The following is a 15,073-nucleotide window of genomic DNA, read 5'->3' as shown; positions in this document are numbered from 1 at the left end:
CTAGATATCTAGTCAAATTTACTTAAAAGATTGGCGCTTGATTATTCATTGAATACCCATCACTTCTCACATCACTCATTTCTAAGCTAGTATCCTTTATTTCAATCTTGCTCAGTTTTTTAACTGCCCCATAAGACTCTTTTAGTGAAAGGCTGTCCCCTCGTCCAGAAATGACCCATAGAACTTTATAGCCTCTAGGAATAACCTGTAATTTTTCTTCACCTTTACCATCTGTGAAATAGATGAGTAAATTAATGTTTTTCTTATTAGCGTAATCAAAAACTGGCGTAAATCTGGTCCCCCCACTTGCACACCTTCTCTCTTGAACATCACGTACAGATTTTACTTTATAGGCACATCTAATTTGGTCATCACATTCTATAAGCGTAATCTCATGATTATAATTCTTGACAATATGAAGTACTTCCTTTATAGCTTGGTTAAACTCTTCCTGGCTCATACTTCCACTTATATCAACTGCAACAGCTATTTCTGCCTTGTGGTTTCTAAGCTGCCCTCTTAAATCTAGCCTTTCTGGTTGCCTTCTATTACGTCTTGTTATGGTCTTCTTTTTATTACTTTCAACGGTTCCCATTAATCTACTAAGATATAAATTCCAAGGCAATTCCCCCTTACTACTTTTAAGAGATGCAATCATACCTTCTAAATGAGCGGGTATACTCCCTTTCTGTGCATGAGTTATAAATTTCTGTGTAAACTCTTTAAGGGTTTTCTCATCTATTTCATCAGACTCTTCCCACAGGTCATGTGTGCTTTCTGGATTATAAGAATCGTCTATCTCACCCTCTTCATCTTCTTCTAGCAAATCAAAAGCTATTTGAAGCTTCTCGGCGTAATATTCAAAAGGTTCATAAGGCTCAAGCTGCAGACCATACTTAATGTTAACTTGTTTTAAAGTGGTCGCATAAGGTGGAAGGTAATCTAAATATTTATTAACTACTATGTCCATGGCCATATTAAGCACTCTTGTAGCATATCTACCTTTTAACTCTCGTGCCCTTATTAAATGCATAGATAATATATGATGAATTTCATGTTTAATCGTTGTCTCCATTTGCTTTATATTAAGGGTTAAGAAAATAATAGGATTAAAATATATAACATATTTAGCCCCTTTAAAGTTCACAGCACTAGGACTACTGATGTCAAATCGAATTTCCCTTCCCATTTGAAAGAAGAAATACCCATAGAAATTATCTTTCTCTTCCATAAGACTTAAACTAACCTTATCTATTAGTCTAAAAAAAGCCTCTTTAAAATCTTGTGAGATCTCTACATCTACTAACTCATGTGTACGAATAGCTTTTAACATAGACGTATGACTTATGATTTCTAATGATTTTTCATAAAGTTCTTGTACTTGCTTACTAAAATAAGTTTCCATAAACTATCCCCTTATTGCACCATACGCCTCAAAATAGGATTCTACAAAAGCTTCATTTTCTAGAGCCTTCTTGTATACTTCTGTATAACTGTTTTTAATATCCTTCATAATGCCTACCATTAAATCGATAGGATAAGCTTTTAAGAATGCTACAAATCGAGTAATAGATTCTGCTGACTCTTCTTCATTATTTTTTATATTTAATTCTAAAGTTTTTAGGATATTCATAGCAGCTAAATAAAGTCTTGTATGACTCTCACTTTTAACTTGTTCGATAACAGCATCACTTAATACATCTCCTGCAAAAACATCTTCATAACTCATTAAAGGTTTACAATCTGATTCCACAAAGCTCATAAACTCTTCTGCAATCACCTTACCTACATTCCCTTTGATAACATTTAAGAATACTGTTCTTGGAAATACATCTTTTTGTTCTTTATAAACTTGATAGCTCTTAGATACTCTTTCATAACTTCTTGGCGTTGCTCTTACATCATCTTCATTCGTTCTATTTAAATACTCTGGGAAGGTTGATATAAATTCTATAACTTTTGGATCAATGCCTGCACTTACTGCCCATTTTATCCACTGTACATGGTCACTCTCCATGTTTAACCACACAAATCTATTTTCTTGAGCAGCATCCATATCTACAACTTGATAGTCAAAGTCTGAACCATATTTACTTGATGGATTCATAGCTGCTAAAATTTTTACATTATGGTGTAATCTATAGCCATTGATTTCCCTATTTAAAATTAAATTCATGAGTTCCTGCTGTACAGTATGCTCACAGCGGTTAATCTCATCTATAAATAAAAGTACTTTTTTACCTGATGCTATCTCTTCATCTATTTCTTTAAGTTTGTTATGTACTGCATAAACAGTCATCTTCTTCTCTACCTGATTTCCATTAGAATCAATGGCTATATAAGATTCTATAGTTGGAAGGCCTCCTATCTCTCCTTCTTTAAGGAGATTACCATCAATAACGACAAGGCTCCATTCATTTTCCTTGGAAATTTTCTTTGCTAGCGCTGTCTTACCTATTCCACTTTCGCCTACTACTAAAGGGACTTCTCCAGTAGCTAATACTAATTCAACACTTCTTAATGTTTCTATAAAATTCATTGTATTTCTCTCCTATAACATCTTAAGTCTTTCATCTACAGCTATTTTTTTTGCCTTTTGACTTCCGTATCGATAAATAAATAAGATCTTATCTATTGGCATAGTCTGACTACTTCTATCTATCACATTACAATTTAAAAAGTCTCTTACATATTTTTCTTCAACATTTTCATCTGCTAAAACTTGTTTTAATACATCTTCTAATTCATCTTGAGTGAGCTTGCTTCCAACATGTTTAATGACTAAAATATTTACTTTTAGAAATTCTAGTATTTTATTTTGATCTAATTCCTTTACAAAATGAATAGCTGCTTCATTATTTTTGATAGCTATACGTTCTACAATAGGACTAGGGGAAGCGATATATTTAAGTGCATCATAACTTTTTCTAACCGCCTCTTCTTGTACACTTTCATAAGGTTCTTTGATATACTTAATAGCATCATAATTTTTTCTAACCGCTAAAAGCTGTAAGGCCTCACTAGGCTCTTTGACATATTGAATAGCCCATCCAGCTTGCTCTATAGCTAATGCCATGACCTTATCCGTTGGATTTTTAATATATTCTAAGATGTTCCATCCACTCTCTATGGCTTTTATCATCATATCCTCAGTTGGGTTACTGACAAATTTAATAGCTCTAGGATTATTATTGATGGCGATTTCTTCCATCTGCCTCGTTGGTTCTTTTATGTATTCTAATACTAATCCATTCTTACTTACGGCTAATAACTTCATCTCATCTGTAGGATTTTTTATCATTTTTATAATAGGAGGATTCATGTTAATTGATTTAATAATTTGTGCCTCGTCCATGATATTCCCTTCTTTCTATTACTTTCATTTCTATATCCATAAAATAAATATAAACCTATTATAATAGAAAAGTTTCTTAATAACAATAAAAGTAATCTATTGAATATAAAGATTATTTTATACAAGCACTATAAAAAATAATAGTGTTAAAGAATGTATTACTTCTACTAGAAAAGTATAAGATAATGCTACTACTAAAAAGTTTAAAACTACAAAATCCTCGAAAGACCTTCTTCTAGGACTCCTTCGAGGATTTTTATCTCTATTTGTCTATTATTTATATCTAGAAATATTCTACTTAAATAAACTTATACTACAAGTAAGTTAATCACGACTTAAATTAAGCTACATTTAATATTTATAACTTTCTTCATAAGGAATTTGAGCGACTACATATATTCCTTATGTAAGGTAAAGCCACGACCACGTACTTCATTTACTTGATTAATAATCATAAAGGCATTAGGGTCTATCTCCATAGCTAAGTCATTTACTTTAGAGAGCTCCCTACTGGATACAACTGTAAGCACTGCATAAGATTCTTTTCTTGTATGCCCACCCTCACTATGTATTAAAGTTGTTCCTCTATCTAACTTTGTACGAATAATTTCACTAATAGCTTCGCTTTTTTCACTGATAATCTTAATCTGCATCTGGTTTTTGCCAATCATTAATACCTTATCAAGTACCATTGTATAAAGGAGTACTAAAAGTATGCCATAAAGTATTTTCTCTTGACTTGCAAAGAGCATCTGTGTAAGTAAAATTAGACAGTCTAGTACAGACATGGTCCCAGAAACGGATAGATTAAGTTTTTTATTTAAAATAAGTGGTGGAATATCCATCCCCCCTGTTGAAGCTCCAGCACGAATAACCATCCCAATACCTGCTCCAATCAGTAAACCTGCAAATATAGTTGCTAACATGGTATCATTTGTCATACCTGAACCACCAAGTGCCTTCTCAAAAATGCTTAATATGAATGGATAATAAAAAGTACTTATAATAGTAGTAAGTGCAAAAGACTTGCCTAATACAATCCCCCCTAAAATAAACATTACTACATTGAATACCCCTACAAATGCCGAAACAGGTATTCCTAGCTGATGTTGGAAAACTAAAGCTAACCCTGTCGTTCCCCCAGTTATCAGATTATTAGGTAAAATGAATAATGCTACTGCTAAGGCATAAAGTGTATTCCCTAGCAAAATAATGAGTATCTTTTTTATATTATTCATTGCTTACCTCCTTTCTTCATCTCTTCTATCCTTATTTTCTTGTTCATTATAACATTAAATTCCTATTATTTTCATTCATACTATGTATTTGAATAAAAAAACCTCAAACCTAGTTTCCTAAGCTTGAGGAGCAATAATGTCTAGAACATATTCCTTAAATACGTTGAAAGTCCCATTTTCAGTATGGGTTCCCTTATGAATCTCTTTTGTAAGGAAATTATATGTGACATTTCCATAATTAAAGATTGCACTATATAGACTAAAAGTATCTTCTTTTATATGGTATACAATTCCTTCAGCCATGGCTTTAGCACAAATCTCAATGAAACTCTCACTTTCATCCAATTGTTTTTTTACTACTCTTTCTAAAATAAACAGTAATAAACGATAATCCCCATTTAAAGGGAACATTTGACCTTGGTTCATGTAAAATAGCTTTCCTGTGTTATGAAAATATTTTATAGTTTTATAACTAATAGCATGATACTCTTCAAAAATTTCCACTTCTGACAGTTCAAGTTGTTTGACTTGACTGCTTATTGTTTCCCAACTTACTGTTGCTGTAGATTTATTATTATGAATCGTTTTTTCAAAACACATATAAGCATCTTCTATCTTTTCAACAGTCATAATAACTTTTTCATTTATAACAATTTGATAATGACTTCCATCATAAATTAATGCAATTTTATTATTCATAGGTGCTCCTTATATAGTTAATTAATAATCATTATTATAACATATTTATTAATCAAATAATATCTTTATCTTTGCATCATTCCAATAAATGCTCTTTCTAACTATCCTACTCTATTTATTTGTTCATCTAGAAATGTAAATTTTTCATCAATATATGTTATTTGAAAATAATTAATTACTTCGTATTGACTTTTATTTTTTATTTATGTATAATTTTTTCGACAGAACAAACATATGTTTAATTATAAACATAAATTTAAATTAAATGGGCAAACCTTGGGAAACCTTGGGACGCAAAGCTATAGGGGTTAAGGTTTTTTAAACTATACCAGCCAGTTGCCAAAAAGTCATAAACTTTTTGTTATTATTTTTGATAGGATAATTTTACTCTCTTTGAGGAGATTTTTTATCGCAAGATTATAATACTTACTCTAAACTTGCATAAAATTCTTTATAAAAAATATCCTTCTGTACTTTAAAAAGTTAATACAGACTAAGGCATAGCTATGATAATAGCCTACTTCTAATTTAAATCATTTTTTCTGTTTAAAAATTTTAAAAAGATAAAATGAGGTGTTAAAATGAACAAATTTATGAAGTCACTATTAATCACAGGTATTGTTGCATCAAATGCTACAGCAGTATTGGCAACAACACCACAAAATGTCAGAGTATTAGAGCAAAGAGTAGCTACATCAGCTACACTTAAAGCTGAGCAGGCATCTGTTAATTACTCAAATTTCATTAAAAATGGTGGTGGACAACTTTGGGTTAATCTAACACTTGAGGGTGCTCAGTTTAATACAAATGATCCTTATAAAATCAAAGATGCCATTACACAAAATTATGATATTCAAACAACTTTAGCTGTAGGCAATGATGGAAAATCTATTGAAGTTGGTGTTTATAAACCAAATGCAGGTATTGAATATATTAATAATTGGGAAATCACAATTGATTCTTCTGTATTAACATGTGATAACGATGTAACAATTAAAATTCCAGTTCTCAAAGACATCCCTACAGTAAATACTCCAAAAGTTATCACAGATAGAAAAAGTATAACAGTTAAAGAGCTTGAAGAAGGTTTCATTATTAATCTTGAAGGCATAAATGGAGCTTACTTTAATACAGGATGTTTAGGAGGTTTTATTCGCCAAAGTATAATGCGTACTTCTAATATTGCTGTTAACCCATTACCATACTGCGATGGTCTTAATTCTACAAAAGTTAAACTTCATATTAAATCTTTAAATCCTGTACCTTACTATCGTGACACATTAGAATTTAGAATAGAAGGTGAAGCGACAAACTCTTCAGTACCACTCCTTGTAAGCCTTCCTATTATCAGATAATTAATTTTTCATATAACTTTAAGACCCTCAAACTAAGTTCGAGGGTCTTATTAATTTTAAGTAAATTTTTTAATATATTTATCTAAATTTTATTCTGTTTGATTTTAGACAATACTTACCCATTCAAAAAGAGACTAAGCCCCCCAGCTTAGTCTCTTTTTCCTTGATACAGTTTTTTACTCTATCTATATGTATCATACGAATTTTGCCCTATTATATTAATAACATAACATATGTTATTTTTCAATAGGCTATTTTATTTTTAAGATTAATAGTAGACAAAGATGAGCCTATGCAGTTGTTTTTAAGAAGAAAACTGCATAGCGCTCAGCTTTTTGTCTATTATTATCTTAAGTGAAATTGTCTCATTCTCTTATATCGTTAGGCTTTTATGGGTTAAGTACCTCTTTAATGATATCTGCATTGACTTTATGGTAGAAGTCAATTTCTTCACTATCGATAAACAGAATAGTATCATCTTTGCGCAAAAGCAACTCATTCCAATTCTGATGTTTATACGCTTCATCTGCTCCAAAATAACTTCCATCAACCTTTTCTAATGCCCCATAAGCAATACTTTCATCAGAATGACGTTCATAAAGTTTATCCCATACTATTTGCGCACTCCTCTCATTCTTACAATCATAATACGCTATATTAAAACTCATCCCCTCATAATTTTCCCTATAATCATAATACTTATTAAGAACAAAACTCTCTCCTGAGTCAATGCTTACCCATTCTATTTGAGCATTTTCATACCCTGGGAAGTTCCTAAGGCTTAATACCCCTACCCTTTTTGCTTCTGCTATTTCATCCTCTAGAAGCGGTCTTTCATAAGAGGTTCTAGAAATCGAAGTTATAATAAACATAAAAGTTGCGCAAATAATAGCGACTATACCTATGCCATATAAGAAATGGATATACACCTTCTTTTCCTTTGTCTTAGGTGATACATTATAATAATGCTTTTTATATAAGATAGTGATGATTATAACTGCACCTAGCATGGCTACTAGTGGCACAAATACCTTTAAATTCATTTCGCTATCACACATCCTATTAATCACTCTAAACAATAAGATCACTATAACGCCATAATACACATTTCGCCTATACTTTGCCCCCTTCAAGGTTGGCTCATAATCTTCTTGTCGTAAGCTTTTGATAATAAATCTAATCAGATAAATACTATACAAGCTGTATATGCCACCTATTTCCAACTTCATAAAAGCTGACTGCAAGGACATATTATCTAATAAATCATAATAATTCATTGTCGTTAACTCTCTAACACCCCACATAAGCCACAAAATACTAAAAAGAACCATCCATCCTTCTCTTGCGATGATGGTGTTCATCACTTGATTTTTCTTAATCTCCCCATATTTATGGATAGGCGTAGGTTCTATATCTTTCTTCGCCTTATAAATATATATATAATTCCCCGCCTTAATCTCTTGCCACTCTGAGGTTTTATACAAGCCTTCATATTCCTTTAGCATATTATCATCCAGCACCTCCACACAATAACGAATGTGGCGTGGCTTACTAGCTCTAAATTTACCAAACCCTAGAGCCCCTATCTTTTCTAGTTCATACCCTTTCTGTCCCATCTCTTCGAGATATATTTCAAGTGCTTTATAATCGATTGTTAAATAGCTTAAAAAGCGATATATATATTTTTCACCCATCTATTTTCCTCCCCATCAAAATCAGTCTTACTATTAGGCACCCATTCATATATTTTATTCGTGTCTATTCACAAATTCATTATATCAATTCAAAATTTTCAATACAATTTTAATTAACCCTAGCTACATCTCTTTTAAAGCCATACTAACTTTAGTCCATTGATATGCACCAGACGTATATCCTTTAATACCTTTTATTAAATTTCTCTTTTAAACCATTCCTTTCTGCTAACCTTAGTTTGCTCACCAGTCTTCATATTTTTTATAATCAATTGTCCTTTTTCTACTTCATCTTCACCTATTATAATAACTGTACTTATCTCTTTTGCATCTGCATAACTTAATTGTTTTTTAAGAGGGTCTTTATTCAAATAAATCTCCGACTTAATGCCTTGTCTCTGTAATGCCTGATTTACTTTAATACATTCTTTTAATGTATTACCAATAGGACTAATAAGATAATCTAACGTATCTTCTAAAGTATAGCTTCCCACAAATCCTATTTCCTTAAGTACAAAAAATAACCTTGTGATTCCTATAGATATGCCTACTCCTGGTATTTTCATATCTGTATAAAGTTCAGCCAAATTATCATATCGCCCACCTGAACAAATAGATCCATAATTTTCGTTTCTTTCAATAACTGTCTCAAAAACAGTTCCTGTATAGTAATCAAGGCCTCTAATAATCTTTAATTCAACTCTAAGATTTTGCTCATTTACACCAAATAATCTTACTGTATTTAGGACTTCTTCTAATTCCCCTATACCTATCCTCATTTTAAAATAACCCCTCTGCTCTTGGTCACTATTAAACTGTTCTCCTAGTTTCTGATTAAAAGCTTTCATCTGTTTAATGACATCATCTACCCTCCCTTGAATCTCTAACAGTTCCCTAATATATATGGCCTTGCATGCTCCAACTAATTCCTCTATCCCTCTGATACAATTTTCTTTACCAATCTTATCATATTTATCAATAAGTCCCATAACCTCTTGTTGTTGTACTATTCCTAGCATTTCTAGTAATCCTGATAAAATTTTTCTATTACTTATCTGAAATCTATAATCTTTTAAACCAATACTTTCAAATGCCTGTGCTGCTAAACTTATGACAAATGCATCATTTGTGATATCTAATTTTCTAGGACTTACAATATCTATATCCAGCTGATAAAATTCACGGTATCTCCCCTTCTGATTACGTTCTCCACGATACACCTTTCCAAATTGATACCGCTTAAAAGGAAAATCTAATTCATTCATGTGCTGTACGACATAACGTGCAAAAGGTACCGTTAAGTCAAATCTTAGTGCCTGTTTATTTTTTTCTTTATCAATTCTATAAACTTGCTTCTCTGTTTCTCCCGCAGACTTAGCAAGTAATATTTCTTCTTTCTCTATAAGAGGTGTATCCATAGGCATACAACCATTTTGTTCATAAACTTTACTCATTTTACTTACTATATCATTAAAGATAAGCTGTTCCTTTGGTGGTAATTCCATAAATCCTGGTAATATTGATGGTTTAATTTTCTTTGTCATACTAATCTCTCCTTTGAATTGGGGTAATAAAAAATGCACATAGGCTTTATACCTACATGCATTGATTCTCCCTTACAAGAGAGCCTTGAATTATGAATTCAAATCATCACAGTAGATACAAGCCTAACGTCAAATAGACTTGTATCTACCAATCAAATTGGTGATCCAAGCCCTACTTGTGATGATGATGTAATTGAACTATTATAGTTAATTGTTCTGAACTCATAATTCCCTCCGTATCTTATTTTGAATTATTGTACTCTATTTACATATATTTTTCAATCCCAAAGTTATAATAATACTACTATTTGTATAAGGCATCGTATCTTTATATAAATGATGCCTATTTGCATGAAGTAATTTGTATTTGTTCTTCTAGATCTATAAAGTTAATAACCGGCAACACCTCTATGTCAGGGGTTATAAATATTTTAAAATCATATGTATTATATATAACTTCCTCCTGAAGTCTATTCATATCTTCTTCAGTTACTGGATAAAAAATTCTTTTCAACCCCCATCCTACTTCTTCTAGTAGTTCTAATCCCCATATTGCTCCTTTACATATGCCTCTTATGAGTATAGATATTGATAATATAAATATAAGAGATACTATATTAATCGAAAAATAAGTGCCTAATATAAATATACTAACGATATGCCACTTCATATTAAGAAATCTTGTCCTAGTCAAGCAAAATTGTAACACTTGTGTATAGTTTCCTTATGCAGTACAGCGTGCTGCATAAGGTGTAAGACCATCATTGTATGAATGAGGCCTTACGTGATTATATTTCACATAAACAAATTCATAAAGTTTCTGATCCAACTCATCTGTTGATTTGAAACGGTAAAGATTAAAAAACTCATTTTTTAGCGTATTATAAAAACGCTCCATTGGTGCATTATCATAAGGACATCCAGCCTTACTCATGCTTTGTTGGATGTGATTCTTTTTGCAAAAGTCATTGAATTCTTTAGCTGCAAATTGACGGCCTTGATCTGAATGAAGTATTAATCCCTTAGCAGGTTTATGTCTTTTTAACGCAATATTTAAGGTTTCAATAGCAAGTTCTGTGGTTATATGTGCACCATCTAGAGTTGCTACCGCAGAACGGTCATATAAGTCAATGATTGTACAGTTGTATCGCATATTGCCATCTTTCTCTGGCAAATAGGCGAAGTCAGTACACCAAATTTTATTTGGTGCATCTGCAGTAAAATGTCTATTTAAGAGATTAGGAAAAATTTTGTGAGCAGTTCCTTCAACGTAAGATGGCTTTTTCCTCCTTACAATAGAACGCAATCCTAGTTCAAACATATAATGATGAATCGTTATATAGGAACGATGAATAGAATAGTTATCTAAATAATATTTCATCATTCTATACCCTGGTACACCATTTTCACGATGATATATTTCAACTATTTTGCGTTGGATTTTAGCCTTTTCTTCGTAATATTGATGTTTACGGTCTTTTAAATAGTTATAGTATGCGTTAGGATAAATATAAAATTTGCTAAGTAACCAACGGACACCAAACTGATCTTTATATTTCTGGATGAACTGGTACTGAGCTAATCGATTGCTTTTGCAAAGAATGCCGCTGCTTTTTTTAGGAATTCATTTTCCTTTTTAGCTTCTTCTAATTCTTTTCTTAATCTAAGAATTTCTGCATAGGAATTATTTTCTTCTTGTATAGTTGGATTTGATTGGCATTCTTTGCGGCGTTGTTGCAACCAGTATGTGAGAGTACCTTGACCAAGATTGTATTCTTCGGTAAGACTTTTCTTACTACGACCTTCTTCCAGATAGAGGCGTAATACTTTTTCTTTTAGTTCAGGTGTGTATTTGTTGTTGCTCATAACGTAACATCTCCTTTGATAATTTGATTTTATCAAACTATACAGGGGTGTTACAACTTTAATATATCAGGTCATTCCCTTTACTGCATTTAAATATATTGCTTCTACAACTATCCCTCTTTCTTCACTTTCTAACTCCTCATATTTCATAATTAATTCCTGTTCTCTTTTTGTTGCACTTCTAAATATTTTGCGTTTCATCTTTTTAATCTTTACTATTCTCCTATCATTCCTTTCAATCTGTACTAGCAATCGTTCTAACCTCTTTTCAATACTAGCTTTTGAAATTATTATCACTCCTTTTATACAAAATAAGATAACCTATATCAAACTTGACATAGGCTATCTCATAATTATTATATATATTTCATAATATTTTAAATACTATTACGTAAATTTCTTTTATCCCTCTAATTCTTGTACAAGTTCTGGTCTAAAGTACGGTTTTTGTCTTCCATCTAATCCTGCCATCTCAATTGCTTCCCTATTATCTATTTTGAATTTTTCATATGCTCCCGTTTCAGCAACTGTTATTTTAAAATGCTTATTATCTATTTTAGTCACCTTCAAACTATCAATCCCCAATGTATTTAGCAAATCCCAAGTAACAACCTCTCTATTTCTAAGTCCTAATACATCTTTAAGTATCCATTCTCCAAGTGCTCCTTGTGGATTAGTTTGGAGACTTTTACCTCCCACTTGCTTTATTCTCCCTCTTAACACTCTTCCATCCGGTAATATTAAGTCAAAATCATTTAATTCTTTATCCTTAATTTCATCTTCTTTCAATGCATTTATCCCAAAAAATTCCGGAAAAATGTAGTGAATCCATTTACTAACCCTTACTTCTATTTCATACTCAGGACGAGGAATATTACTACCTTTGCTTTTTGACTTTGAATGCCTTATATTAATTCCCGAACACGGTGAAACAATTCTGCCCTCTTTCTTGTCTTGATACAAAGGCAAATATACTTCTTGATAAATTTTACTATTGCTACTTCCTTTTACAAAACTACGTACCCCCTCTGCAACTATTCCTTGGGATATAGTATGTTGTTGCAATTCTCCTAACTCCTCATATATATCTTTCTTCTCTTCACCTGGTAATTGTATCATTCGAATAAGCTCAAAAGGGTCTTCAAACTGTTCTATAGGTATTTGTGCAATTATTTCTCCTTGTGACGCATCAAACTCTTCCAGCAACACACTTTTACTCTTATAAAATTTGTAATTATGTAATTTATCCTTAAAACTGTATGTTTTTCCATCACTTTTTATTAATTCTATAGAATCTAGGTCTATTAAATCGTATCGTGTTTCAACTATATTCATTACATCATCATCACGAGTAATAAAATGATATACATCATCACCTGTTCTATATAAACGCTTATCTAACATTATACGTTCATTTCTAAGTTCAGCTACCTTACGAACAACTTCTTCAGGCGTTCCTTTTTCAATAAGTGGAGCAATAACAACTGGGGCTAATTTATTAAATTCTGCTACTTTTTGATATGTATAATCATTTGTATGTATCCATGTTTTAAGTCCTATACCTATTCTATCTTTCCCCCATACTGCTAGTGCATCAAAAGCACTATCTTTTCTTGTTAAATCTTCTACATCAAATACTCTAGCAAAAAGTTGCTCATGATTACGATAATACAAATACGGCTTACGTGCATTGGTTCCTTCTTGGTTATCTTTAAAAAGTCCACTTAGTGCACCAAATATCTTTAAAAACTCTATATACTCACGCTGTTCTTGCCTAGAAAATCTATCCCATATTATATTTGCCATGATAATCACCTCTATCTACATAGTAAGTATATTTTACCATAAATATCATCTTTTTTAGAGTTTAATAGACAAAAAAAGATAAGAGCTTCCTCTTATCTTAAATACTAATTATTTGACTTGTAGTGAATAGAATTTTTTACTCGTATCTTTTGATACCAATTTAAAATATTCCTCATCTGATAATAGCTTAACTTCCATTTTATCTAAATATTCTTCTACCTCTTTCATTTCATCAAAGGACTCTTCAACAAAACTTTCTCCTTCAAATCTATTTTTTATATCTACATAAATAAGTATATTCTTACCATTACATTCTATATCTGTACTTTTACTATCTACCATTTCATCAAGGGCATGTGCAATATTTTCTGCAATACGTTTAATTACAGGTACTACTACACTATTTCCAGCCTGTTTATACAACTGCCCATTCGATATTTCTGGCATCTTAAAGTCTTTTGGAAAACCTTGAGCATTGAATGTTTCTCTCGGTGTTAACTTTCTAATTCCATGGTCAGTTAAAATTAAAGGAACATTATGCCCTCCTGTTCCCATATTAGCTGTTAATGTAGGCACAACACCACTCTTGTTTTCTCTTACATATTGTCTTCGCCATTGATACACTGAATTTTGAGATTTAATCTCTTCTTTCAGCTTATCATAGAAAGGTTGTACACCTTCTTTGTAATAGTATTTGTCTTCCACTTTAGTTCTATAATCAATAATCGTATCTAGCCCATTAGTAAGCTCAATTTCACACGGGAATTCGAAATTATTAAAAGCCCTTTTATCTCGAAATCCAACAATATATATACGTTCTCTGTTTTGAGGAATATTGCCGTAGTCTTTGCCATTCATAACTTTCCATTTAATGCAATAACCATTTAAAGTTAATGCTTCTCTAATAACTTTGAATGTATTGCCATGGTCATGGGTCACCATGTTTTTAACATTCTCAATAAATATAGCTTTAGGCTTATGATGAGCTATTATTCTTAAAAGCTCAAAGAACAAGTCTCCTCTATCATCTTCAAACCCTTTTCTATAGCCCGCTATTGAAAATGCTTGGCAAGGAAATCCTCCAACTATCATATCAGTATTAGGTACATCTGCTACTTCAACCTCATGTATATCTCTTCTATCAAGATGTACTTCTGGAAAATTAATAGCTATTGTCTCCTGTGCATTTTTATCAAATTCATTGATGAAAACCGTACTGAACTTCTTAGTTTGTTCAAATCCTAAGTCAATACCACCAACTCCACCAAAAAAGCTTGCTACTGTGTAGTTAGTAGTACTTACAGTATCATTGTTTGCAACCATAAATTCGGTCTCCTCTCTTGCTTAACTTCAAGTTATATCATTTATTAAGCCTCTTTATTTTCTAGTCATTTATTGTCTTTATTCTTAACACAAAACTCCCTCTCCAGATTGAATTTTCTGAAAGAGGGAGTTTCTCACATGGAGGTGAGGGGAATCGAACCCCTGTCCGAAAGCCCATAAATCGTGGTCTCTA

The 15,073-nt window shown here is 31.8% G+C and carries 12 protein-coding genes and 1 riboswitch; of the genes, 1 reads left to right on the top strand and 11 read right to left on the bottom strand.

From position 1 onward, the window contains the following. Positions 1-22: 22 nt before the first annotated feature. The 5 genes from ACLTBU_RS15930 to ACLTBU_RS15910 form a co-directional block, all read right to left on the bottom strand. The gene (locus ACLTBU_RS15930) at positions 23-1,405 is read right to left on the bottom strand and encodes a VWA-like domain-containing protein (RefSeq protein WP_412219906.1); all 1,383 of its coding nucleotides are present in this window, start codon (positions 1,403-1,405) and stop codon (positions 23-25) included. 3 nt (positions 1,406-1,408) lie between these two features. Beyond that, positions 1,409-2,539 (bottom strand): ATP-binding protein, encoded by a 1,131-nt coding sequence (locus ACLTBU_RS15925; protein WP_412219905.1) that lies wholly within the window; start codon positions 2,537-2,539, stop codon positions 1,409-1,411. A gap of 12 nt (positions 2,540-2,551) precedes the next feature. Then, positions 2,552-3,355 (bottom strand): hypothetical protein, encoded by an 804-nt coding sequence (locus ACLTBU_RS15920; RefSeq protein WP_412219904.1) that lies wholly within the window; start codon positions 3,353-3,355, stop codon positions 2,552-2,554. A 389-nt stretch (positions 3,356-3,744) separates the two neighbouring features. Further along, complete coding sequence (locus ACLTBU_RS15915; RefSeq protein ID WP_412219903.1) at positions 3,745-4,593, bottom strand: YitT family protein; 849 nt, start codon at positions 4,591-4,593, stop codon at positions 3,745-3,747. Between the two features lie 117 nt (positions 4,594-4,710). Beyond that, the gene (locus ACLTBU_RS15910; protein ID WP_412219902.1) at positions 4,711-5,292 is read right to left on the bottom strand and encodes a hypothetical protein; all 582 of its coding nucleotides are present in this window, start codon (positions 5,290-5,292) and stop codon (positions 4,711-4,713) included. 258 nt (positions 5,293-5,550) lie between these two features. Beyond that, positions 5,551-5,636, top strand: a riboswitch (cyclic di-GMP riboswitch). A 237-nt stretch (positions 5,637-5,873) separates the two neighbouring features. Here ACLTBU_RS15910 and ACLTBU_RS15905 point away from each other — a divergent pair. Beyond that, positions 5,874-6,647 carry a hypothetical protein gene (locus ACLTBU_RS15905; RefSeq protein WP_412219900.1) on the top strand — a complete coding sequence of 258 codons (774 nt, stop codon included), beginning with the start codon at positions 5,874-5,876 and terminating at the stop codon, positions 6,645-6,647. A gap of 389 nt (positions 6,648-7,036) precedes the next feature. On the opposite strand, the gene ACLTBU_RS15900 is transcribed toward ACLTBU_RS15905, so the two are convergent. From ACLTBU_RS15900 to ACLTBU_RS15875, 6 genes are all read right to left on the bottom strand, one after another. Next, on the bottom strand, positions 7,037-8,341 hold the full coding sequence (locus ACLTBU_RS15900) for a DUF2812 domain-containing protein (RefSeq protein ID WP_412219899.1): 1,305 nt from the start codon (positions 8,339-8,341) through the stop codon (positions 7,037-7,039). Between the two features lie 197 nt (positions 8,342-8,538). Further along, positions 8,539-9,885: a histidine--tRNA ligase gene (gene hisS, locus ACLTBU_RS15895; protein ID WP_412219898.1), complete on the bottom strand. Its 1,347-nt coding sequence runs from the start codon at positions 9,883-9,885 to the stop codon at positions 8,539-8,541. Between the two features lie 724 nt (positions 9,886-10,609). Next, a protein-coding gene (locus ACLTBU_RS15890) for an IS3 family transposase (protein WP_412219897.1) occupies positions 10,610-11,751 on the bottom strand; the annotation gives its coding sequence in 2 pieces (ribosomal slippage) (positions 10,610-11,505 and positions 11,505-11,751; 1,143 coding nt in all). Between the two features lie 66 nt (positions 11,752-11,817). After that, positions 11,818-11,952, bottom strand: coding sequence for a hypothetical protein (locus tag ACLTBU_RS15885; RefSeq protein ID WP_412219895.1), 135 nt, complete (start codon positions 11,950-11,952; stop codon positions 11,818-11,820). Between the two features lie 201 nt (positions 11,953-12,153). Further along, positions 12,154-13,557 carry a hypothetical protein gene (locus ACLTBU_RS15880; RefSeq protein WP_412219893.1) on the bottom strand — a complete coding sequence of 468 codons (1,404 nt, stop codon included), beginning with the start codon at positions 13,555-13,557 and terminating at the stop codon, positions 12,154-12,156. Between the two features lie 108 nt (positions 13,558-13,665). Continuing rightward, a complete protein-coding gene (locus tag ACLTBU_RS15875; protein ID WP_412219892.1) occupies positions 13,666-14,880 on the bottom strand; it encodes a DNA cytosine methyltransferase in 1,215 nt (404 codons plus the stop codon). Positions 14,881-15,073: the final 193 nt, after the last annotated feature.

The organism is Zhenhengia sp., from assembly GCF_046966505.1.
In the GTDB taxonomy this organism is placed as follows: Bacteria; Bacillota; Clostridia; order Lachnospirales; family Cellulosilyticaceae; genus Zhenhengia; species Zhenhengia yiwuensis.
This window is presented reverse-complemented; position numbering and strand designations above follow the sequence as displayed.

What these genes read in the sequence shown, in the direction of transcription:
- ACLTBU_RS15930 (WP_412219906.1), bottom strand. Translation starts at nt 1,405, where the DNA reads ATGGAAACTTATTTTAGTAAGCAAGTACAAGAACTTTATGAAAAATCA.
- ACLTBU_RS15925 (WP_412219905.1), bottom strand. Translation starts at nt 2,539, where the DNA reads ATGAATTTTATAGAAACATTAAGAAGTGTTGAATTAGTATTAGCTACT.
- ACLTBU_RS15920 (WP_412219904.1), bottom strand. Translation starts at nt 3,355, where the DNA reads ATGGACGAGGCACAAATTATTAAATCAATTAACATGAATCCTCCTATT.
- ACLTBU_RS15915 (WP_412219903.1), bottom strand. Translation starts at nt 4,593, where the DNA reads ATGAATAATATAAAAAAGATACTCATTATTTTGCTAGGGAATACACTT.
- ACLTBU_RS15910 (WP_412219902.1), bottom strand. Translation starts at nt 5,292, where the DNA reads ATGAATAATAAAATTGCATTAATTTATGATGGAAGTCATTATCAAATT.
- ACLTBU_RS15905 (WP_412219900.1), top strand. Translation starts at nt 5,874, where the DNA reads ATGAACAAATTTATGAAGTCACTATTAATCACAGGTATTGTTGCATCA.
- ACLTBU_RS15900 (WP_412219899.1), bottom strand. Translation starts at nt 8,341, where the DNA reads ATGGGTGAAAAATATATATATCGCTTTTTAAGCTATTTAACAATCGAT.
- hisS (WP_412219898.1), bottom strand. Translation starts at nt 9,885, where the DNA reads ATGACAAAGAAAATTAAACCATCAATATTACCAGGATTTATGGAATTA.
- ACLTBU_RS15885 (WP_412219895.1), bottom strand. Translation starts at nt 11,952, where the DNA reads ATGAAACGCAAAATATTTAGAAGTGCAACAAAAAGAGAACAGGAATTA.
- ACLTBU_RS15880 (WP_412219893.1), bottom strand. Translation starts at nt 13,557, where the DNA reads ATGGCAAATATAATATGGGATAGATTTTCTAGGCAAGAACAGCGTGAG.
- ACLTBU_RS15875 (WP_412219892.1), bottom strand. Translation starts at nt 14,880, where the DNA reads ATGGTTGCAAACAATGATACTGTAAGTACTACTAACTACACAGTAGCA.